19 protein-coding genes are annotated in these 21,153 nt (G+C 70.1%); 10 read left to right on the forward strand and 9 right to left on the reverse strand.

The features are described 5' to 3' along the window. Positions 1-63: 63 nt before the first annotated feature. Positions 64-702, reverse strand: coding sequence for a DUF6303 family protein (locus DVH02_RS34665; protein WP_147285975.1), 639 nt, complete (start codon positions 700-702; stop codon positions 64-66). A gap of 206 nt (positions 703-908) precedes the next feature. After that, complete coding sequence (locus DVH02_RS00075) at positions 909-2,417, reverse strand: competence protein CoiA family protein (RefSeq protein WP_114621572.1); 1,509 nt, start codon at positions 2,415-2,417, stop codon at positions 909-911. A 257-nt stretch (positions 2,418-2,674) separates the two neighbouring features. On the opposite strand from DVH02_RS00075, the gene DVH02_RS00080 reads away from it, so the two are divergent. Continuing rightward, the gene (locus DVH02_RS00080) at positions 2,675-3,775 is read left to right on the forward strand and encodes a hypothetical protein (protein WP_114621573.1); all 1,101 of its coding nucleotides are present in this window, start codon (positions 2,675-2,677) and stop codon (positions 3,773-3,775) included. A gap of 175 nt (positions 3,776-3,950) precedes the next feature. On the opposite strand, the gene DVH02_RS00085 is transcribed toward DVH02_RS00080, so the two are convergent. Both DVH02_RS00085 and ychF read right to left on the reverse strand, forming a co-directional pair. Next, the gene (locus DVH02_RS00085; RefSeq protein ID WP_147285976.1) at positions 3,951-4,571 is read right to left on the reverse strand and encodes a hypothetical protein; all 621 of its coding nucleotides are present in this window, start codon (positions 4,569-4,571) and stop codon (positions 3,951-3,953) included. A gap of 318 nt (positions 4,572-4,889) precedes the next feature. Beyond that, positions 4,890-5,978: a redox-regulated ATPase YchF gene (gene ychF / locus DVH02_RS00090; protein ID WP_114621575.1), complete on the reverse strand. Its 1,089-nt coding sequence runs from the start codon at positions 5,976-5,978 to the stop codon at positions 4,890-4,892. A 245-nt stretch (positions 5,979-6,223) separates the two neighbouring features. Here ychF and DVH02_RS00095 point away from each other — a divergent pair, with 245 nt between their 5' ends. Then, the gene (locus tag DVH02_RS00095; RefSeq protein ID WP_407697570.1) at positions 6,224-6,892 is read left to right on the forward strand and encodes a DUF6542 domain-containing protein; all 669 of its coding nucleotides are present in this window, start codon (positions 6,224-6,226) and stop codon (positions 6,890-6,892) included. A 23-nt stretch (positions 6,893-6,915) separates the two neighbouring features. Here the strand turns inward: DVH02_RS00095 and ppgK are convergent, their stop codons facing one another. Both ppgK and DVH02_RS00105 read right to left on the reverse strand, forming a co-directional pair. Beyond that, positions 6,916-7,653 carry a polyphosphate--glucose phosphotransferase gene (gene ppgK / locus DVH02_RS00100; RefSeq protein ID WP_114621577.1) on the reverse strand — a complete coding sequence of 246 codons (738 nt, stop codon included), beginning with the start codon at positions 7,651-7,653 and terminating at the stop codon, positions 6,916-6,918. A 134-nt stretch (positions 7,654-7,787) separates the two neighbouring features. Beyond that, a complete protein-coding gene (locus DVH02_RS00105; protein WP_114621616.1) occupies positions 7,788-8,816 on the reverse strand; it encodes a 4-hydroxy-3-methylbut-2-enyl diphosphate reductase in 1,029 nt (342 codons plus the stop codon). Positions 8,817-8,924: 108 nt separating this feature from the next. On the opposite strand from DVH02_RS00105, the gene DVH02_RS00110 reads away from it, so the two are divergent. The 4 genes from DVH02_RS00110 to DVH02_RS00125 all read left to right on the forward strand — a co-directional run bounded on the left by DVH02_RS00110 (position 8,925) and on the right by DVH02_RS00125 (position 12,956). Further along, positions 8,925-10,370 (forward strand): APC family permease, encoded by a 1,446-nt coding sequence (locus tag DVH02_RS00110; protein WP_114621578.1) that lies wholly within the window; start codon positions 8,925-8,927, stop codon positions 10,368-10,370. A 162-nt stretch (positions 10,371-10,532) separates the two neighbouring features. Beyond that, complete coding sequence (xseA, locus tag DVH02_RS00115; RefSeq protein WP_114621579.1) at positions 10,533-11,741, forward strand: exodeoxyribonuclease VII large subunit; 1,209 nt, start codon at positions 10,533-10,535, stop codon at positions 11,739-11,741. A gap of 185 nt (positions 11,742-11,926) precedes the next feature. Further along, positions 11,927-12,193, forward strand: coding sequence for an exodeoxyribonuclease VII small subunit (locus tag DVH02_RS00120; protein WP_114621580.1), 267 nt, complete (start codon positions 11,927-11,929; stop codon positions 12,191-12,193). Between the two features lie 172 nt (positions 12,194-12,365). Beyond that, positions 12,366-12,956 (forward strand): malonic semialdehyde reductase, encoded by a 591-nt coding sequence (locus tag DVH02_RS00125; RefSeq protein ID WP_114621581.1) that lies wholly within the window; start codon positions 12,366-12,368, stop codon positions 12,954-12,956. 218 nt (positions 12,957-13,174) lie between these two features. On the opposite strand, the gene DVH02_RS00130 is transcribed toward DVH02_RS00125, so the two are convergent. After that, positions 13,175-13,699, reverse strand: coding sequence for a DUF4245 domain-containing protein (locus DVH02_RS00130; protein ID WP_114621582.1), 525 nt, complete (start codon positions 13,697-13,699; stop codon positions 13,175-13,177). 122 nt (positions 13,700-13,821) lie between these two features. On the opposite strand from DVH02_RS00130, the gene glpX reads away from it, so the two are divergent. After that, complete coding sequence (gene glpX / locus DVH02_RS00135; protein ID WP_114621583.1) at positions 13,822-14,853, forward strand: class II fructose-bisphosphatase; 1,032 nt, start codon at positions 13,822-13,824, stop codon at positions 14,851-14,853. A gap of 244 nt (positions 14,854-15,097) precedes the next feature. Here glpX and DVH02_RS00140 read toward each other — a convergent pair whose 3' ends face one another. Both DVH02_RS00140 and DVH02_RS00145 read right to left on the reverse strand, forming a co-directional pair. Continuing rightward, on the reverse strand, positions 15,098-15,472 hold the full coding sequence (locus tag DVH02_RS00140; RefSeq protein WP_114621584.1) for a WhiB family transcriptional regulator: 375 nt from the start codon (positions 15,470-15,472) through the stop codon (positions 15,098-15,100). A gap of 226 nt (positions 15,473-15,698) precedes the next feature. Next, positions 15,699-16,376 carry a DUF1707 SHOCT-like domain-containing protein gene (locus DVH02_RS00145; RefSeq protein ID WP_114621585.1) on the reverse strand — a complete coding sequence of 226 codons (678 nt, stop codon included), beginning with the start codon at positions 16,374-16,376 and terminating at the stop codon, positions 15,699-15,701. 325 nt (positions 16,377-16,701) lie between these two features. On the opposite strand from DVH02_RS00145, the gene DVH02_RS00150 reads away from it, so the two are divergent. From DVH02_RS00150 to fomD, 3 genes are all read left to right on the forward strand, one after another. After that, a complete protein-coding gene (locus tag DVH02_RS00150; RefSeq protein WP_114621586.1) occupies positions 16,702-18,369 on the forward strand; it encodes a fumarate hydratase in 1,668 nt (555 codons plus the stop codon). A 320-nt stretch (positions 18,370-18,689) separates the two neighbouring features. Further along, a complete protein-coding gene (locus DVH02_RS00155) occupies positions 18,690-20,087 on the forward strand; it encodes a class II fumarate hydratase (protein ID WP_114621587.1) in 1,398 nt (465 codons plus the stop codon). A gap of 300 nt (positions 20,088-20,387) precedes the next feature. Next, complete coding sequence (gene fomD / locus DVH02_RS00160) at positions 20,388-21,074, forward strand: cytidylyl-2-hydroxypropylphosphonate hydrolase (RefSeq protein WP_114621588.1); 687 nt, start codon at positions 20,388-20,390, stop codon at positions 21,072-21,074. Positions 21,075-21,153 lie beyond the last annotated feature (79 nt).

Raw genomic sequence — 21,153 nt, forward strand, 5'->3', positions numbered from 1 at the left:
GGGGCGAGGGAGCGCCTTGACCAGTGACCGGCCGTGTGGTGCCGTTCGGTCACTCGCAGGAAATCAGGAGTTGAGGCGAGCTTTCTTCTCGGCTTGAGCCCTCACGGGGTCAACGGGAATGACGCCAGGTGGAAAGCTGCCGCCATACGGCAGGCCCTCGTGGTCGATATGTACCACGGCATTGTAAATACGCTGATCAGGAACGGTAGGGGACTGCTCGGTGAAGCCGATCAGTTCACGGCCATGGAATACCTTCACCTGTTGATCGGCCATGTACCGGAGGATGCCGCCGCGCCACACTGTCAGTCCCAGTGCCGGCCATCCGGCCGCCACCGGGCCGAGCAGGTCGTGCAGCTCTTCCGACGTCAGCGGCTCCTTCCGGTGTGCCACGGCAAGCCGAGACGGACTCTTTGGAGTCTCTGCTCCTTCCAGCGCAACCACAGCAGCTTGGCCAACGAGCTGCAGGACACCACCGCGAGTTTCGATCTCCTGCCACGCCCAGCCCGAGGCGCAAGATGCGGAGTCAGCTGGACGGTAACCGAGTGAAGCAAGAACAGCTGTGCGATCAGCAGAGGATGGCAGCACGCCGGGAGCTGTGGCTTCGAGTTCCTTAATCAACGCGCCTGCCGAACCCTTTGGCACCCACAACTGCCATGCTCCATCCGGCATTTGCCGCAAACCGGCTTTAGTCTCGTCGCTCATACCTAGACCATCGTCCTTCCGGGCCTCAACAGCCCCGTCATCCGTATCTTCTTGACTGGGCAATGTATCTGCGCATAGCAGCGTCCAAGCCCGGATTGACAATGCCCAGGCGGGATTCGGCCCGTTCTCCCCACGCAGGCGTCGAGCCAACAGAGCTATCCGCCCTCCCTAGTACTACCTGGGCAGCAATTAGCTGGCCCAGGCTCCTACCGATGGCGCCAGAGCTCATACAGAGCCTGCGCATCGGCTTCGAGAACGTCGCGGAGATCGTGCGGATCCTCGGGCAGATCAATCCCGAAGCGAGAAGCCGCGCGCCGGAATGCTGGTATGAGGGCAGGATCTCCGAGGGCGAGCAGAGTCGACAGCAGGGGCTCGTTTGACGGAGTGTTCCGGTCGACCTCGTACAGGACGTTGGCCTGGTCCTCGGCTTTCAGACTGGCGAGGGGAACGGGCCCGATCTGGTCGCGCAGCTTCCCCCACGAGCTCGTGGTTCCTTCGCGAGCCTTCTTCCGCAGAGCCCCGCGTACGGCGGCAACGCCGTCCCTGATCTTCGCCGCCCGCTCCTGTTCCAGGATCGTGGCCCGTGCGGTGGTCTCCTTCGCCGCCCTGTCTGCTGCGGCCCTTCTCGCCTCCTGGTCCGCAGCGGTGGGCTCCACGCGCCGTGGCATGGGCGAGGTGAAGCGCCCCGGGGGGAGGGCCCGGCCGGGGGATGAGGAACGGGCCGCCCGCGTCTTGGTGGCCGACCGCTGGGAGACGGGGCTGGGACGAACGCCGACGCCGCGCTCCATGCGCAGCAGTGCGTCACCTGCGGCCCGGATGAGCCCGTTCTCCCGCAAGTTCGCGCCCGAGCGAGTGGCCGTCTCCGCGCGTTCGAGACACAAGCGGAGCTTTGTCACGTTACGCCCGTCGGCGAGGGCATCTTCCAGGGCTTGGATGACTTCCGTGCGGTCGTAGCCCTGGGGGTCGTTGACCGCCCCGCCAACCACTGCGGGGGTGGTCGGCGGGGGTGTGGCAGGGGTGCGCCGGCCAAGAAGATGGGAAGCGGTGCGCTGGCGGCGTACCGCTTCCACGGACGGGGTCGACGTGCCCTCGGGAGTCAGGGCGCATTCGTTCAGCTCATGCCAGGTCTGGCCGCTGCGCGTCTTCGTGCCGATCTGGGTACGCCGGCGGGGGCCGTCAGGAACGCACCGGACAAGGTTGACGTATCCGTGTCGGGCCAGCACGGCCTCCACGGTGGCGGCCAGGTCCTCGGCGAGCAGGATGTGGGAGGGGCTGCGGTCGGCGATCTGGGCACTGTCCGCGGAGAGGAGCACGCGTAGTCCCGCACCTCGCTGGGGAGTGAAGCGCACCGCTCCGGCCATATTCCCGTCCGCGGCCGCCTCAATCTCGGCGGTGGCATCGTTGTTCTGGTCAGCCAGCCAGCGCAGCAGGTCCTGCTTGATGTAGAGATGGTCAGCGCTGGACACTCCGAGCGCTGATCGTCGGCAGTTGTCGGCGTGGGACAGGTGCGCGAAGTGGCAGACGCATTCGGTACACCGGCGGGCAGTGAGCCGCTGGCCGCACCCGCCCAGCCACACCCCGCACCAATAGGTGTCCTCAGGGTGCCGACGACGGAACGCATCGAGTTCAACGGCGTCCAGCGGCAGAACCACCGGCAACTCCGAGTCGGGGCCGCCGATCACCGCCGTCTGCACCCGTCGCTTGTCGCGGGTCATGCGACCTCCAGCTCACCAGAAAAGGAATCCAACTCCGCATACAGTCGAGCTCCTGGCACCGGTGCCCGACCCATTCCTCGAGGCTAGTGCCCGCCTCTGACAGTCAAGGCTCCTCCAAGCAGCCGCGACGGCGACAGGGCGATCATCTCCACCCAGGGCAAGCCCGCTCGTCCTCCGAAGGCGCTGTACAACGCGCCCTGTCTCCGTGTTGCCTTGATGCATAGGCGCGACCTGCGCCACGAGAAGGGACGGACCCCTTGAACGACCTGACTGCCAAGCTGTCCCAGGAGCAGACGGTGCTCCTGAACACCATGGCGCAGCAGTACCTCATGGAGGGTGTGTGGCCCGTCTGGTCCTTCACCGTCGCCACCTTGGACAATTACGACCTGGAGGCGGAGAAGCTGATCCGCTCCCTGCCCCGCATCGGCTCCCAGGGCAACATCGGCATCTCCTACGGCCTCACCTCGCAAAGCAGCCCTTACTTCGCCGACGACGACCGCCCCTCACTCACGATCGCGGCCTGCCTGCACCTCCCCGAACTCCAGCCGTACATGAGCGAGCCCTTCCTGCGAGTCCTCCACGTGCTGATCGGTATGCAGCGCAGCGCGCACATTTCGACGCAGGAAGCTGCCAGGCCGCGGTTCACCATCGACGACATCAAACAGGAGCTCCCGGGGCTCCCTGAGAGCTTCGCGGCCAGGCTTCCGGACGTCCTGGCGCTGGAACCGGCGACATGGGGCGGCTCCAGCGGCGGCACGGCAGCGGCAGGCACCTGGTGGCGTGAGCTGCGCCGGGAAATCCGCCGGTACAAGGACGCCAAGACCCTTCACGACTACGTCCAGACAACAGCCCGTCTGGTCGCCGCTCAGGCGAACGAAATCCCGGGCGCTGCCCCCATCGTGCCGGTCCCGGTGTCGAACGCCGTACCGGGCCCGGGCCCCTATGTGGACGAAGCTCTGATCGCCGATCTGAAGGCCAAGAACACCGTTTTGCAGCTCGACAAGCTGCTCGCCCTGGTGGGCGAGCTCAACACCAACCACGCCGATCGGCATCCCTACGCCTGCCAGATGCTGTTGCGCGCCATCCTTGACCATGTTCCGCCCGCCTTCGGGCGGCGCACGTTCGAGCAGGTGGTAGCCAACGTGGCGTTCGGCAAGACTGACAAGGCGTACATCAGGAAGCTCACCGATTTCCGCACCAGCGCCGATGACGCCCTGCACCGCCCCATGAGCACCAGACCCTCCCGCCTCAGCATGGACGACCTGCCGCCGCGCACATACATCAACGCACTGCTCCAGAATGTGTTGGACAGCCTCCCCACAGTCCCGCAGCCCACGGCTCCCGTCACTGCCCCGTGACCGCAGGCCGTCACCCACACCACCTGATCCGCGCCCAAGGGCATGCCTCGGCGGTTATCTAGGCTCGAAGCACTTCACACAGGTCAGCCAAGGTGATCCTGTGTCAGGCGAGTTGGCAAGTAGGACTCGGCCCGGTACTTCCGAAGCTACGGGCCCCCTGGGCTGACCCGAGTGTTCACGAGCAGTCCAGATTCTCGCCCCTCTCGATGGCCTGGTTGATTTCGCGCAGGTAGGAGCCCTCCTTGACCTCAACGTCGATCAGGTTGTGGCGGAAGGACAGCTTCGGTTGTCCCTCGACGAGGACCGTGTAGGTGACCGATGCACCCTTGCCCAGGCGACCGGGGGCGACGAGCACCGCCTGGTGGCCAGCCTGGGAGCGGCCGGTGGAAATTCTGGCCGTGGGAGGCCGGGAAGTCGCCGGGTGGGCCTCCGTCGCGAACAGGCACAGCGCCCTGGTGCCGAGCTCCAGGCGCATGGCTACGTTGCCGTCGAAGTGCGCGCTTGCAATGTCCTTGGACCCGGTGTTGACCAGCGTCAGCGCGACCAGCCGCGGATCCTTGACCGGCACCCCCACGAACGACACCTCCACCAGAGAGCCCGCGCCCTCGCCGTCGGCCTGGCGTGCGAACAGCGGCAGCACCGAGAAGCTGTAGGTCAGCCGCCGCCGGGGGTGGCTGGAGCGGTAGTTGAAGCGGATGGCGACGGCCGCGACGAAGACACCGACGGCGGCCCAGAACGCCGTACTGGTCACCACCGGCCTGACCTGCTCCCAGGGAGCAGACGCGAGAAGAGACATACCCCAGAGCCAAGCAGAGCGGCCCCTTGAACGCGGGATCCTTGAGGAAGACGAGAGGTTCCACCCCCGCCAACACGGCGTCACTGCCGACTGCGGTGGCTCCGTGGCCACTCTGAAGGCAGCAGCCACAGGGAGGGCAGTGGTGCCTTAAATGAATGGGACGACTGAGGCAGGGGGAGGGAAATCTTCACCCTCGCATTCAAGGCCCTCGTCAAGGACCGCGGGGACACCTGATGGGGCCGGGACGAACTCGTCCCGGCCCCATCAGGCACTTGTACTTTCGAACTGAACTCCACCACGTCAGCGACGTGGTGGAGTTCACAAACTGAAGCGGAACTCCACCACGTCGCCGTCCTGCATCACGTACTCCTTGCCCTCCATGCGCGCCTTGCCCGCCGAGCGGGCGTCGGCCACCGAGCCCGTCTCGACCAGGTCGGCGAAGGAGATGACCTCGGCCTTGATGAAGCCCTTCTGGAAGTCGGTGTGGATGACACCGGCCGCCTCGGGGGCCGTGGCGCCCTTTTTGATCGTCCAGGCGCGGGATTCCTTGGGGCCGGCCGTGAGGTATGTCTGGAGGCCGAGCGTGCGGAAGCCGACGTGGGCGAGGGTGGCCAGGCCGGGTTCTTCCTGGCCCACGGACTGGAGGAGTTCCAGGGCCTCCTCGTCGTCCAGTTCGGCGAGGTCGGACTCCAGCTTGGCGTTGAGGAAGATCGCTTCGGCGGGGGCGACCAGGGCGCGCTGTTCGTCCTTGAAGGCGTCGTCCGTCAGCTCGTCCTCGTCCACGTTGAAGACGTAGAGGAACGGCTTGGTCGTGAGCAGGTGCAGTTCGCGCAGCGGCTCGGACTTCTCCGTGCCCTGGACGATGCCGGCCGAGAAGAGCGTCTCGCCGGTCTCCAGGATGGCCTGCGCCTCCTCGATGGCCTTGACCTGCGCCACCACGTCCTTCTTGATGCGCGACTCGCGCTGGAGGCGCGGCAGGACCTTCTCGATGGTCTGGAGGTCGGCGAGGATCAGCTCGGTGTTGATCGTCTCGATGTCGTCCTTGGGCGAGACCTTGCCGTCGACGTGCACGACGTTCTCGTCCTTGAAGGCCCGGATGACCTGGCAGATGGCGTCCGACTCGCGGATGTTCGCCAGGAACTTGTTGCCCAGCCCCTCCCCCTCGGAGGCGCCGCGCACGATGCCCGCGATGTCGACGAAGTCGACCGTGGCCGGGAGGATCTTCTGGGAGCCGAAGATCCCCGCGAGCGTGTTCAGCCGGGGGTCGGGGACGCCGACGACGCCGACGTTGGGCTCGATGGTGGCGAACGGGTAGTTGGCCGCCAGCACGTCGTTCTTGGTCAGGGCGTTGAACAGGGTCGACTTGCCGACATTCGGCAGGCCGACGATTCCGATCGTGAGCGACACGTTGGCGACTTCCTGGAGTAAGGGCTGCTGGAGTGCGGGGCCGGAGGGGCCGGGGGCGGGACATTGCGGACAGGCCCTCGGACCGGTTCCCCAGTTTACGGGCGCGCCGTCACGCTCCACGACGGGCTCCGGACCCCCGCCCCCGGCCCCCGCCTGCGCCCGTACGCCTCGAACTGGACGGGAAGGTCCACCAAAGGGCGTGTCCCGCACCTGATTCGGGCCCCTCGGCCACCTACGTTGGTCGGGTGGAGCAGCCAAGGACGTCTCAGCCCGCGCGCCGTCACCGGCAGCAGCGCCCTCCCGCGGCGCGCAGCGCCGTCGCCGGGGCCGCCGGGGTGCCCCAGGTGCCGCCCGCACGGCGGCGGCAGGTCGCACCGGTGGTACGGCGGCTGCGCGGCCTGCCCAATCCCCGGTTCACCGGGCTCGGCGCGGGGCTGTTCGCGACCGCCACCATGCTCTTCTTCGCCTTCCTCGACCAGCTGCTGTTCGACGGCGCGCCGCTCGTCTACGGGCTGCTGTTCCTGCCGGTCAGCGCGGTGACGGCGCTCTGGGTCCGTACGGCCGACCTGGTCACGGCGCCGATCGCCGTGCCCATCGCCTTCGCGGTCGGCGCGCTGCCGATCGCCGGGGGCACCGACGGGTTCGGCGGGCAGCTCATGGGGCTGGTCACCACGCTGGCGATGCACGCCGGCTGGCTGTACGGCGGGACGCTCGTCGCCGGTGTCATCGCCTCCGTACGCAAGGTGCGCCAGATGGGCCGACGGCAGCTCGCCCGGGACGCGGCCGCCCGCGGCGGTCCTCCGGGCCGGGGCGCCGCCGTCCGTCCTCCGGCCCCGCCGACCGGGCGCGTCCCCCGCGCGCCGCGCGCCCCCAGGACCGGGGCCGACGCCTCACGCACCGCCCGGCGGGCCTGAGGCAGCCGTCCGCGCGGGGCGCGTCAGCGGCCCGCCGCCGCCATGGCCGCGCCCACGATGCCCGCGTTGTTCTGCAGCTCGGCCGGGACGATCTCGGCCCTGATCCCCTCGATCAGCGGAAGGAACTTGTCGGCCTTGCGGCTCACGCCGCCGCCGATGATGAACAGCTCGGGCGAGAACAGCATCTCCACATGGGCCAGGTACTTCTGCACCCGGTGCGCCCAGTGGTGCCAGCTCAGCTCCTCGTCCTCCTTGGCCTTGGTGGAGGCGTGCTTCTCCGCCTCGTGGCCGTTCAGCTCCAGATGGCCCAGCTCGGTGTTGGGCACCAGCTTGCCGTCGATGAAGAGGGCGCTGCCGATGCCCGTACCGAAGGTGAGCAGGAATACGGCGCCCTTGCGGCCCCGGCCCGCGCCGAACGCCATCTCGGCCACGCCCGCCGCGTCCGCGTCGTTGAGAACCGTCGCCCGGAGGTTCAGCCGGTCGCCCAGGACCTGGCCCGCGTCGGTGCCGATCCACGCCTTGTCGACATTGGCGGCGGTACGGATCACGGAACCGGTGACCACCCCGGGGAACGTGATGCCGACCGGGCCCGACCAGCCGAAGTGCCGGACGACCTCGACCACGCCGTCGGCCACCGCCTCGGGGGTCGCCGGGTGCGGGGTGAGTACTTTGTAGCGCGGCTCGACCAGGTCGCCGCGGTCCAGGTCCACGGGCGCGCCCTTGATGCCCGTACCGCCGATGTCCACTCCGAAGACGTTCATGAGCACAACGTTACGGCCAGCCGCTGACAGCGACTCCCGGTGCGGGCGGACGGGGTAGCGGGCCCGTACGGGTGCGGGGTGCGGGGAGGGGCCGGTCGGTCGGCCTCCTCCCCGCACCCCGCACTGCGCGCCGCCTACTTCTCCGAGAGGGCGGCGGCCTCGGCGCGCAGGTCGCGGCGCAGCTCCTTGGGGAGCGAGAAGGTGATCGACTCCTCGGCCGCCTTGACGATCTCCACGTCCTCGAAGCCGCGCTGCGAGAGCCACTCCAGGACGCCTTCGACCAGGACCTCGGGGACGGACGCGCCCGAGGTGACGCCGACGGTGGAGACCCCGTCGAGCCACGCCTCGTCGATCTCGTCCGCGGCGTCGACCAGGTGGGACGCGCTCGCGCCCGCGCCGAGGGCGACCTCGACCAGCCGTACCGAGTTGGAGGAGTTCTTGGAGCCGACCACGATGACCAGATCGGCGTCGGCGCCCATCTGCTTGACGGCGATCTGGCGGTTCTGCGTGGCGTAGCAGATGTCGTCGCTCGGCGGCGCGATCAGCTGCGGGAACTTCTCCTTGAGGGCGTCGACCGTCTCCATCGTCTCGTCGACGGAGAGCGTGGTCTGGGAGAGCCAGACGACCTTCGACTCGTCGCGGACCTCGACGTTGGCGACGTCCTCGGGGCCGTCGACCAGCGTGATGTGGTCCGGGGCCTCGCCCGAGGTGCCGATGACCTCTTCGTGGCCGTCGTGGCCGATCAGCAGGATGTCGTAGTCCTCGGAGGCGAAGCGCACGGCCTCCTTGTGGACCTTGGTGACCAGCGGGCAGGTCGCGTCGATGGTGGCGAGCCTGCGTTCGGCGGCCTCCTCGTGGACGACCGGCGCGACACCGTGGGCCGAGAACATGACGATCGACCCCTCGGGGACCTCCGCCGTTCTGTCCACGAAGATGGCGCCCTTGTTCTCCAGGGTTTTGACGACGTATTTGTTGTGGACGATCTCGTGGCGGACGTAGATGGGCGCCCCGTACTGCTCCAGGGCCTTCTCCACGGCGATCACGGCACGGTCCACACCCGCGCAGTAACCGCGGGGGGCGGCGAGGAGGACGCGTTTGCCGGCGCGGCGCGCGGCGTCTCCACTGGGGGTGGCGGCGGGCGACGGGCGGGACGTTGCAGTCATGCCTCCCATCGTAAGGCCGCGCCGGGAGCCGACCGTAAGGCCGTCCACAAGAGGCGGAACCACGCCCGCCTGCCGAGACTGGGCCTACGCGATCAACGGAGGAACGCGATGGCCCACACGGACACCGGTACCGGCGCCGGAGCGGACGGCTCCGGCATCGGCTCCGGCCCGAACGGCGGCGGGGGCGAGGACAGCGGCGACGGCAGGGGCAGCGGCCACGGCGGCGGCAGGGGCGAGCTGCGGCGGAGTCTGGGCTTCCGGGACCTCGTCGTCTACGGGCTGCTGTTCATCGCGCCCATGGCCCCCGTGGGTGTGTACGGCACTCTGGACGCCAAGTCGCACGGGGCGGTGGCCCTCGTCTACGTGGTCGCGACCGTCGCGATGGCCTTCACCGCCTTCAGCTACGCCCAGATGGTCCGGGTCGCCCCGCAGGCAGGTTCGGTCTTCGCGTACGCCCGCAAGGGGCTCGGCGAGGGGCCAGGGTTCATCGCCGGGTGGATGGCGATGCTCGACTATCTGCTGATCCCCGCGGTCGCCTACCTGTTCTCCGGGATCGCGATGGAGGCGCTGGTGCCGTCCGTCAACCGGTGGGTGTGGACCGCCCTCGCCGTCGTGATCACCACGCTGCTCAACCTCTGGGGGGTACGGGCGGCGGCCCGGGTCGGGTTCGCGGTGCTCGCCATGGAGATCGTGGTGCTGCTGGTGTTCGTGGTGTCGGCGCTCGTCGTCCTGGCGCGCGACGGCGCGACGCGCGGCTGGGCGTCGCCGTTCACCGGCGATACGGGGTTCTCGACGGCGGCGGTGCTGGGCGCGGTCTCGGTGGCGGTGCTGTCGTATCTGGGCTTCGACGCGATCGCCTCGTTCGCCGAGGAGGTGACCGGGGGGTCGCGGCAGGTGGCGCGGGCGGTGCTGTTCTGTCTGGTGCTGGCGGGTGCGCTGTTCATCGCGCAGACCTATCTGGTGGCGCTGCTGGAGCCGTCGACCTCGGCCGAGCTGGCGGCCGACCCCGCGAAGCAGGGGTCGGCCTTCTACGACGCGGTGAACACCTCGGTCGGTGGCTGGCTGCACGATCTGGTGGCGGTCAGCAAGGCGATCGGCGCGGCGTTCGCGGCGCTGGCCGGGCAGGCGGCGGCCGGGCGGCTGCTGTTCGCGATGGGCCGGGAGCGGCGGCTGCCGCGCGCGCTGTCGCGCACGGACTCGGGCGTGCCGCGCGTGGCGCTGCTGCTCGCGGCGGTGGTGACGCTGGTGGCGGCGGTGTGGGCGGCGCGGCGGGACGACGGGCTCGACCGGCTGGTCTCGGTGGTGGACATCGGGGCGCTGACGGCGTTCGTGCTGCTGCACGCGTCGGTGGTGGGGTGGTTCGCGGTGCGGCGCGCGGCGGGGCCGCCGCGCTGGCTCGTCCATGTGGTGCTGCCCGTGATCGGGGCGGGCATCCTGATCGCGGTGATCGTGGAGGCGGCGGGGTCGGCGCAGCTGGTGGGCGCGATCTGGCTGGCGGTGGGGCTGGTGGTGCTCCTGATCCAGCGAAAGCGTGGCGCGCTCGGCGGCCGGTAGTGGTCGCGGCAGCCGACAGCGCTCGGTAGTGGTCGCGGCAGCCCCCAGCGGTCGGTAGCGGTCGCGGCAGCCGCCAGCGCTCGGTAGCGGTCGCGGCAGCCCCCAGCCGTCGGCGGTCGCTTTTCGGGGGCGATGTCACAGGCGGCCGATACGCTCCTTCCCATGGCTCTCCAAACGTCCGCAGAAGCCCCGCTGCCCGTGGGCGAGGTGTCGCGGCTCATCGGTGGGTGGATCGACCGGCTCGGCGGTATCTGGGTCGAGGGGCAGATCACCCAGCTCTCGCGCAGGCCCGGCGCGGGGGTCGTCTTCCTGACGCTGCGCGATCCTTCGCACGACATCTCGGTGAGCGTCACCTGCTACCGGCAGGTCTTCGACGCGATCGCCGACGTGGTCTCCGAGGGCGCCCGGGTCGTGGTGCGGGCGAAGCCCGAGTGGTACGCGCCGCGCGGGCAGCTGTCGCTGCGGGCCACGGAGATACGGCCGGTCGGCATCGGGGAGCTGCTGGTGCGGCTGGAGCGGCTGAAGAAGTCGCTGGGGGCCGAGGGGCTGTTCGCCGCCGACCGCAAGAAGCCGCTGCCGTTCCTGCCCCAGCTGATCGGGCTGGTCTGCGGGCGCGCGTCGGCGGCCGAGCGCGATGTCCTGGAGAACGCGCGCCGGCGCTGGCCTGCCGTGCGGTTCGAGGTCCGCAACACGGCGGTGCAGGGGGTCAACGCCGTGTCGCAGGTCGTGCGGGCGGTGGCGGAGCTGGACGCGCTGCCGGAGGTCGACGTCATCATCGTGGCGCGCGGCGGCGGCAGTGTGGAGGATCTGCTGCCGTTCTCGGACGAGGAGCTGGTACGGGCGGTGGCCGCGTGCCGGACGCCGGTGGTGTCGGCCATCGGGCACGAGCCGGACTCGCCGCTGCTGGATCTCGTGGCGGATGTCCGGGCCTCGACGCCGACCGACGCGGCGAAGCGGATCGTGCCGGATGTCGGTGAGGAGCTGGACCGGGTCCAGGCGCTGCGGGACCGGGCGCTGCGGACGGTACGGGGGTTGCTGGACCGGGAGGAGCGCGGTCTCGCGCACGCGCTGGCCCGGCCGGTGATGGAGCGGCCGCACCGGATGGTGGAGGAGCGCGAGGCCGAGGTGTCCGCGCTGACCGACCGGAGCCGACGGGTGCTGCGGCATCAGCTGGACCGGGCGGACTCGGAGCTGTCGCACACCCGCGCGCGGGTGGTCGCGCTGTCCCCTGCGGCGACGCTGGAGCGGGGGTACGCGGTGCTCCAGCGGCCGGACGGCGCGGTCGTACGGTCCCCGGAGGAGGTCGGCGCGGCCGACGAGCTGCGGGCCCGGGTGGCGGAGGGCGAGTTCACGGTGCGCGTCACCGGGTGAGGTGCCCTCCGGTGGGCGGTCCCGGGCCGACCGCGCCCGGAGGACGCCGGTGCGTTGTCTCCGGGTGGACGTGGGCCCACCCGGACAGGCGTCGACGCGGCAGGCGCGGTGGGCCTGGCCGAAGTGGCGGAAAGAGTCGAAACGGTCGGCGTAGTCGAAACAGTCGGCGTAGTCGAGGTAAAGGGATGGTTCGGACTGTGGCTGGTACGGAAGAGGGAGCCGCGACGCTCGGTTACGAGCAGGCGCGGGACGAGTTGATCGAGGTCGTCCGTCGGCTGGAGGCGGGCGGAACGTCGCTGGAGGACTCGCTCGCGCTGTGGGAGCGGGGCGAGGAGCTGGCGAAGGTGTGCCGCCGCTGGCTGGAGGGCGCGCGCGCCCGGCTGGACGCCTCGCTGACCAGCGCGGACGCGGCCGGTGAGCGCGCGGAGGGGGACGCGACGCCGGAGGCGTAGGGGCCGACCCGCACGGCGCGCGAAGAGGCACGAAGGGCGCGGGGAGCGCAGGGGCGCGAGGGGCGCTGTGAAGCCGATCACCCCCTCCGGTTTTTGTTGAAGCTTCATATACTTACTTGTAGGGTGAAGCTGATCAACCGATCCTCCACGCCTTCGGAAGGTACTTCGCACGATGTCCCTCGTACTCGACCCCGCAGCCCAGGACCTCCTCTTCCGTGAGGCCCACACCGCCAACACGTTCTCGGACGAGCCGGTGACCGAGGAGCAGGTCCAGGCGATCTACGACCTGGTCAAGTTCGGCCCGACCGCCTTCAACCAGTCACCGCTGCGCGTCGTCCTGGTCCGCTCGCCCGAGGCCCGCGAGCGCCTCGTCGCGCACATGTCCGAGGGCAACCAGGCCAAGACCGCCACCGCGCCGCTCGTCGCGATCCTCGCCGCGGACAACGAGTTCCACGAGGAGCTGCCCCGCCTCTTCCCGGCCTTCCCGCAGGCGAAGGACGCGTTCTTCAGCGAGCGCACCTCCCGCGAGTCGGCCGCCACGCTGAACGCGTCCCTGCAGGCCGGGTACTTCATCGTCGGCATCCGCGCCGCCGGTCTCGCCGCGGGCCCGATGACCGGCTTCGACCCGGCGGGCATCCAGAAGGAGTTCCTGGACGGCGACCACACGCCGCTGGCCGTCGTGAACATCGGCAAGCCGGGCGACGGCGCCTTCTACCCGCGCTCCCCGCGCCTCGCCTTCGACGAGGTCATCACCACCGTCTGAACCGCGTGCCATCGCCGCGCCGCACGGCCGGGGATCCACCGCACGACGAGGCCGCCGCACCCTCCGCTCGGGAGGGCACGGCGGCCTCGTCCATGTCCATGTCCGTGTCCGTGTCCGTGTCCTGGTCCGGATCCGGGTTCGCGCCACGCCGCGCCGCGCGCCACACCCTGCGGAGCACCACGCTCGCGTCGGCGCGTCGGCGCGTCGGCGCGTCAGCCTCAGGACTTCCCGGCCTCCAGCGCGGCGGCCATCTCCGCCAGCCGCTCGTACGAGGCCGTGCCGGTCACCACCGTCGTCGCGTCCCCGTCGGCGCGGACCAGGGCGTCGTACTTGGGCCCCTTCCAGCGCTGCCAGGTCTCGCCCGCCACCTGCTGCGTCCGGCCGGTGTCCTCGGCCCGCTGGGTGACGTCGCTCACGTACTTCGCCGGGGGCGCGGTGGACTGCTCGACCGCGACGTACTGGCCGTCCGGGGCCAGATAGCCCAGATGCCAGGCGTCGGCGCTCTGCCTCTTGTACGAGACGGATGTCGGTTTCCAGGTGTCGGCCAGGCCCGCCGGCGCCACCACCGGGTACGGCGCGGCGCGCCGGGCGGTCGCCAGCTCGACCCGGTAGTCGACCGCCTTCACCGGGTCGGCCTTGTCGTCGTGCGGAATGAACATGTAGATACCGGCGACGACGAGTCCGATGACCGCCATCGACAGGAACATGTCCCGCACCGTCTGCGTACCTCGCTTGCCTGCCACGGACTCATCGTCGCATCACCCCATCGCGCTCATCCGTGGGCCCCTCTGCTCATTTTGGCGCGGTGCGGATACAGTCGTATCACCCTCTTTTCCGGCCGTCGCCGTACAGAAAGGTGCGCTCGATGACCGAGCATCAACTGCCTTCTCCCCTTGAGGTGTCTCCCGAGGCACCCGACCGCAACCTCGCCCTGGAGCTGGTCCGGGTCACCGAGGCCGCCGCGATGGCGGCCGGCCGGTGGGTGGGGCGCGGCGACAAGAACGGCGCGGACGGCGCCGCCGTGAACGCCATGCGCACGCTCGTCTCCACCGTGTCGATGAACGGTGTCGTCGTCATCGGCGAGGGCGAGAAGGACGAGGCCCCGATGCTGTTCAACGGCGAACGCGTCGGGGACGGCACCGGCGCCGAGGTCGACATCGCCGTGGACCCCGTCGACGGCACCACCCTCAACGCCAAGGGCATGCCCAACGCGATCGCCGTCCTGGCCGCCGCCGACCGGCACGCCATGTTCGACCCGTCCGCCGTCTTCTACATGGACAAGCTGGTCACCGGCCCCGAGGCCGCGGACTACGTCGACATCAACGCGCCCGTCTCGGTCAATATCCGCCGGGTCGCCAAGGCCAAGAACTGCGCCCCCGACGATGTGACCGTCGTCGTGCTCGACCGCCCCCGTCACGAGAGCATGGTCAAGGAGATCCGGGAGACGGGAGCCCGGATCACGTTCATCTCCGACGGCGATGTCGCCGGTTCGATCATGGCCGCGCGCGAGGGCACCGGCGTCGACCTGCTGATGGGCATCGGCGGCACGCCCGAGGGCATCATCTCCGCGTGCGCCATCAAGTGCCTCGGGGGTGTCATCCAGGGCAAGCTCTGGCCCAAGGACGACAAGGAACGCCAGCGCGCGATCGACGCCGGACACGATCTGGACCGCGTCCTGTCGACCGAGGACCTGGTCGGTGGCGACAACGTGTTCTTCGTGGCGACCGGCATCACGGACGGCGAGCTGCTGCGCGGGGTGCGCTACCGCTCGGAGACCGCCACCACCCAGTCCCTGGTGATGCGCTCCAAGTCGGGGACGATCCGGCAGATCGACTCGACGCACCGGCTGTCGAAGCTGCGCGCCTACAGCACGATCGACTTCGACCGCGCCAAGTAGCCACCGGCCACACACCACACACCACACACCGCGCACCACGCGACCTCAGGTCCACAAGCGGGACTCGGAAGCGGACTCGCGAGCGACATCCGGGAGCGACATCCGGGAGCGAGATCCGGAGCGAGACCCGGAGCGAGACCCGGGAGCGAGTGGGCCCCCGGGCCCGGGGGACGCGGGCACAGGGAAGGGGCACCCCCGTTGTGCGGCGGGGCGCCCCTCCCTGTGCCGCCGGTCCTCCGCGGGCTCAGCCGGCGGCGGCGATCCGCTCGCCCGCCGAGGCCGCCTTCCTCAGCTCCACCTCACGCCGCCTGCGGCGCGCCAGCGCCACCCGGCGCTCGGCCGCCGTCAGCCCGCCCCACACCCCGTACGGCTCGGGCTGGAGCAGCGCATGCTCGCGGCATTCGACCATTACCGGACACCGGGCGCAGACCCGCTTGGCGGCCTCCTCGCGCGCCAGCCTCGCGGCTGTCGGCTCCTTGGAGGGGGCGAAGAACAATCCGGCTTCGTCCCGGCGGCACACCGCCTCCGAGTGCCAGGGGCCGGCCTGATCCTCCCGAGCGGGACTCCGCTGCGGCGGAACGGCGGCGACCTGCAAGGGCTGATGCGGCAGTTGCAGCACGGTCTACTCCTGACGACGGCTTCGCGAGCGAGAGACGATGAGGCTTTCCCTACCCGCTGTACGCACTCCTATGCACTGAGTGGTACCCACATCCGGCGCCCGGAACGCGGTACGGAATTGACGCGCGTCGCTCCCGGGGACGACTCTGGCCGGAAACAGCCGGAATCCCCGGGTAAGTTGAAATCAGAAATTCAAGCACCACCACGCGCCCGAGCGCGCGGGCGCCTCAGGTGCCCAGGTACTTGCGCAGGTGTTTCCGCAGATCAGTGATCACCTTGCCGCGCTTCGGCTTGGCCTCCACGTTGCCGAACACCGAGTAGCCGTTGACGACGACGGTCGGCGCCTCCGAATCCTCGGCCACCAGCGCGTCGACCTCGAAATTGCCGAGGATTCCGGTGCCGTTGCCCCGCATGGAGATGTTCTGTGGGACGCGGATCTCGACATTGCCGAAAATGGCCGTCGCGTTGATCACCGTGATCCGCTGACTGAACAACGCCTCCGTGAGATCGATCTCGACATTGCCGAAGAGCGCGAAGGCGTCGGTCCTGCGGCCGACGCGCCAGCGGCCCTTGCGCACCGAACTGCTGAAGATCGCCACCATGTTCTCGGTACCGGTGTTCTCCGCCGCGTATCCGTAAGCCCCCTGGGCGGAGGCGGCGGCGAAGGGTGGGCCGGTGTCACCCCCCGGCACCGGCAAGTCCCTGACCAGCGGCTCCAGTTCACCGACGGTCTTGGCCCGGTAGACGGAGTCGATCCGCTCCGCATGCTCCTCCGCGTCCAGTCGCCCCTGCGCCAGGGCTTCCCGGAGGATGTCCGCGATCCGGTCCCGGTCGGCGTCGGAGGCCCGGATGCCAGCGGGCTCAGCGGGGGCGACCGGCTTCTGAGGGTGCTTTTCGAGGTCCACGGCAACAGGGTAGCGAAACGCGATAGATCGCGACTAGGCCCTGTCCGGCAAAGAGCGCCGTCCACCCCTCCGGCGGGGCTCCCTGCCGGACAGGGCCCGGTCCGCGGCGCACACATGGGGCGACCCTCCGCCTCGCGGGAGCGCCCGGCATCCGAAGGACGCGTCAACCGCCGAGGCGCAGCGAGCGAAGCGAGCGCAGCGCACCGGACACCGCGGGGGCCCGCCCTTCGGGCGGACGGTGCCACTTCGAGGACAGGGCCTAGGCTGGTGGGCGCCGCCGCCAATGGAGGCCGCGTCACCGCCCGTCGAGTGAGGAATGGCCGTAATGCCAGAGTTTGCGTACTCCGATCTGCTCCCCCTGGGAGAGGACACCACCCCGTACCGGCTGGTGACCGCCGAGGGTGTCTCGACGTTCGAGGCCGACGGCCGTACGTTCCTCAAGGTCGGGCCGGAGGCGCTGCGCACGCTCGCCGCGGAGGCGATGCACGACATCTCGCACTATCTGCGCCCGGCCCATCTGGCCCAGCTGCGCCGGATCGTGGACGACCCCGAGGCATCCTCGAACGACAAGTTCGTGGCGCTCGACCTCTTGAAGAACGCGAATATCGCGGCGGCGGGCGTACTCCCCATGTGCCAGGACACCGGCACGGCGATCGTGATGGGCAAGCGCGGGCAGAACGTGCTCACCGAGGGCGGCGACGAGGAAGCCCTTTCGCACGGAATCTACGACGCGTACACCAAGCTCAATCTGCGCTATTCGCAGATGGCGCCGCTGACGATGTGGGACGAGAAGAACACCGGCTCGAACCTGCCCGCGCAGATCGAGCTGTACGCGACCGACGGCGGCGCCTACAAGTTCCTCTTCATGGCGAAGGGCGGCGGCTCGGCGAACAAGTCGTTCCTGTACCAGGAGACCAAGGCCGTCCTGAACGAAGCCTCCATGATGAAATTCCTGGAGGAGAAGATCCGTTCGCTGGGTACGGCGGCGTGCCCCCCGTACCACCTGGCGATCGTCGTGGGCGGCACCTCGGCCGAGTTCGCGCTGAAGACCGCGAAGTACGCCTCGGCGCACTACCTGGACGAGCTGCCCGCCGAGGGCTCCCCCACCGGCCACGGCTTCCGGGACAAGGAGCTGGAGCAGAAGGTCTTCGAGCTGACGCAGCGGATCGGGATCGGCGCCCAGTTCGGCGGCAAGTACTTCTGCCACGACGTGCGCGTGGTGCGGCTGCCGCGCCACGGGGCGTCGCTGCCCGTCGCGATCGCCGTCTCCTGCTCGGCCGACCGCCAGGCCGTCGCGAAGATCACCGCGGAGGGCGTCTTCCTGGAGCAGCTGGAGAAGGACCCGGCGCGCTTCCTGCCCGACACCACCGACGAGCACCTCGGTACGGACGACAGCGTGGTGCGGATCGACCTCAACCGGCCGATGGACGAGGTCCTGGCCGAGCTGACGAGGTATCCGGTCAAGACGCGGCTCTCGCTCACCGGACCGCTGGTCGTGGCGCGCGACATCGCGCACGCGAAGATCAAGGAGCGGCTGGACGCGGGCGAGGAGATGCCCCAGTACCTGAAGGACCACCCGGTCTACTACGCGGGCCCGGCGAAGACCCCCGAGGGGTACGCCTCGGGGTCCTTCGGGCCGACGACGGCCGGTCGGATGGACTCGTACGTGGAGCAGTTCCAGGCGGCGGGCGGCTCGAAGGTCATGCTCGCCAAGGGCAACCGTTCGAAACAGGTGACCGACGCCTGCGGCGCGCACGGCGGCTTCTACCTCGGCTCGATCGGCGGCCCGGCGGCCCGGCTGGCGCAGGACTGCATCAAGAAGGTCGAGGTCGTCGAGTACGAGGAGCTGGGCATGGAGGCGGTCTGGAAGATCGAGGTGGAGGACTTCCCCGCGTTCGTCGTCGTGGACGACAAGGGCAATGACTTCTTCACGGAGCCCGCCCCGGCCCCCACCTTCACCAACATCCCGGTACGCGGCCCCGGCCTCGCGTAACCCGGCGCGCGACGCCGACCGACGGACGGAGTCCGGCGCGGCTGCCCGAAGCCCGGGAGGCCCCCAGGGGCCGAGCGACGCGAGGGCAGCCATCGGCAGGAAGAGCCAAGGGAAACGACTTCTTCACCGAACCCGCCCCGGCCCCCACCTTCACCAACATCCCCGTACGCGGCCCCGGCCTCGCGTAAACCCGGCGCGTGGGCAGGGGCGCGCGGGCGCGGGTGGTCGTACCTCTTCCCGGGGCGGGGGCGTCACGGCGGGCACCATGGGGAACACAATCGATCTCCCGGACGCTCTCCCCTGCAGGAGGTACGACCACGATGACGACCGACGCGAACCAGTACCGGACCGAGCACGACTCCATGGGCGAGGTACGTGTCCCGGCGTACGCCAAGTGGCGTGCCCAGACGCAGCGCGCGGTGGAGAACTTCCCCATCTCGGGACAGCGCCTGGAGCGCGCCCACATCGAGGCGCTGGCCCGCGTCAAGTCCGCCGCCGCCAAGGTCAACGCCGATCTCGGGGTGATCGACCGGGACGTCGCGGACGCCATCAGGGCCGCCGCCGCCGAGGTGGCGGAGGGCCGCTGGGACGAGCATTTCCCGGTCGACGTCTTCCAGACCGGCTCGGGCACCTCGTCCAACATGAACACCAACGAGGTGCTCGCGACCCTCGCCACCGAGCGGCTCGGCCGCGACGTCCATCCGAACGACCACGTCAACGCCTCGCAAAGCTCCAACGACGTCTTCCCCTCCAGCATCCACATCGCCGCGACCGCCGCCGTCACCGGCGAGCTGATCCCGGCGCTCGACCACCTCGCCGCCGCGCTGGAGCGCAAGTCCGTCGAGTTCGCCGACGTCGTCAAGTCGGGCCGTACGCACCTGATGGACGCCACGCCCGTCACGCTCGGCCAGGAGTTCGGCGGCTACGCCGCCCAGGTGCGGTACGCCGTGGAGCGGCTGACGGCCTCGCTGCCCCGGCTCGCGGAGCTGCCCCTCGGCGGTACGGCGGTGGGCACCGGCATCAACACGCCGCCCGGCTTCTCGGCGGCCGTCATCGCCGAGGTGGCGCACGAGACGGGGCTGCCGCTGACCGAGGCCCGCGACCACTTCGAGGCGCAGGGCGCGCGGGACGGGCTGGTGGAGACGTCCGGGCAGCTCCGTACGCTCGGCGTCTCCCTCACCAAGATCGCCAACGATGTGCGCTGGATGGCGTCGGGCCCGCGCACCGGACTGGCCGAAATCAGTCTCCCCGATCTCCAGCCCGGCTCCTCGATCATGCCCGGCAAGGTCAACCCGGTGATCCCGGAGGCGGTCCTGATGGTCGCCGCCCAGGTCACCGGCGCCGACGCGACGGTCGCCGCGGCCGGCGCCGCCGGGAACTTCGAGCTGAACGTGATGCTCCCGGTGATCGCCAAGAATCTGCTGGAGTCGGTGCGGCTGCTCACCAACGTCTCGCGGCTGTTCGCCGACCGTACGGTGGACGGCATCGTCGCCCATGCCGAGCGCGCCCGGCAGTACGCCGAGTCGTCGCCGTCCGTCGTCACCCCGCTGAACAAGTACATCGGGTACGAGGAGGCCGCCAAGGTGGCCAAGAAGTCCCTCGCCGACGGGACGACGATCCGCGAGACGGTGCTGGCGCTCGGCTATGTGGAACGCGGGGACCTCACCCTGGAGCAGCTCGACGCGGCGCTCGATGTGCTGCGTATGACGCACCCGTAAGACCCGGAGGAACCCCCCGGGGCCGGTGCGTGGGCGCGCCCTGTGCCGCGACCGCGCACGGCTCAGGCCCTGTCGTCGAAGCAGCGCCGTCCGCGCCAAGGGCGGGCCCCCGTGGCATCCGGTGCGCTGCGCTCGCCGCGCCTCGGCGTTTGACGCGTCCTTCGGATCCCGAGCCGCTCCCGCACGGCCGAGGGCCGTCCCCGTACGGATGTACGGGGGCGATCCCGGCCACGACGCGAGCGGGCGTGCCGGACGCCGCGGGGCAGGCGGGACTCCGCGGACACGCCCTAGGATCTGTCCATGACAGCGACGGTGAGAACGGCGAGCGGGCAGGCGGAGGGCGGGCGCTGGGCGCCCGGTGAGCGGATTCTGTGGCGGTACCGGGAGAACGCCGGGGACCGGGTCCACATCTGCCGTCCGGTCACGGTCGTACAGGATACCGACGAGTTGCTCGCCGCCTGGCTGGCGCCCGACACGCCGTGTGTGCGGCCGGTGCTCGCGGACGGCACGCCGATCCACCACGAGCCGCTGGCCACCCGCTACACCAAGCCGCGCACCGTGGTGCGCGACCGGTGGTACGGCATGGGCGTGCTGAAGCTGGCGCGCCCCGGCGAGCCGTGGTCGGTCTGGCTGTGGTGGGAGCGCGGCTGGCGCTTCCAGCACTGGTACGTGAACCTGGAGGAGCCGCTGACCCGTTGGGCGGGCGGCGTCGACTCCGAGGACCACTTTCTGGACATCGACGTCTATCCGGACCGCAGCTGGCGCTGGCGTGACGAGGACGAGTTCGCGCAGGCCCAGCGGGACGGGCTGATGGAGCCGGCCCAGGCACGCCGGGTGGAGGCGGCGGGCCGGGCGGCGATCGAGACGATCGACGCGTGGGGCGCCCCGTTCGACGGCGGCTGGGAGCACTGGCGGCCCGACCCGGCGTGGCCGGTGCCCGAGCTGCCGCAGGGCTGGGACAGCGCACCCGTACGGGCGGTCTGCTGACCGCTCGTACCCCCCGATCGCGGGTGATCCACGGGGGGCGGGGAGCCGGGGCCGGGGAGAAGTCGGGAGACCCTTGATA

Source organism: Streptomyces corynorhini, assembly GCF_003346515.1.
In the GTDB taxonomy this organism is placed as follows: domain Bacteria; phylum Actinomycetota; class Actinomycetes; order Streptomycetales; family Streptomycetaceae; genus Streptomyces; species Streptomyces corynorhini.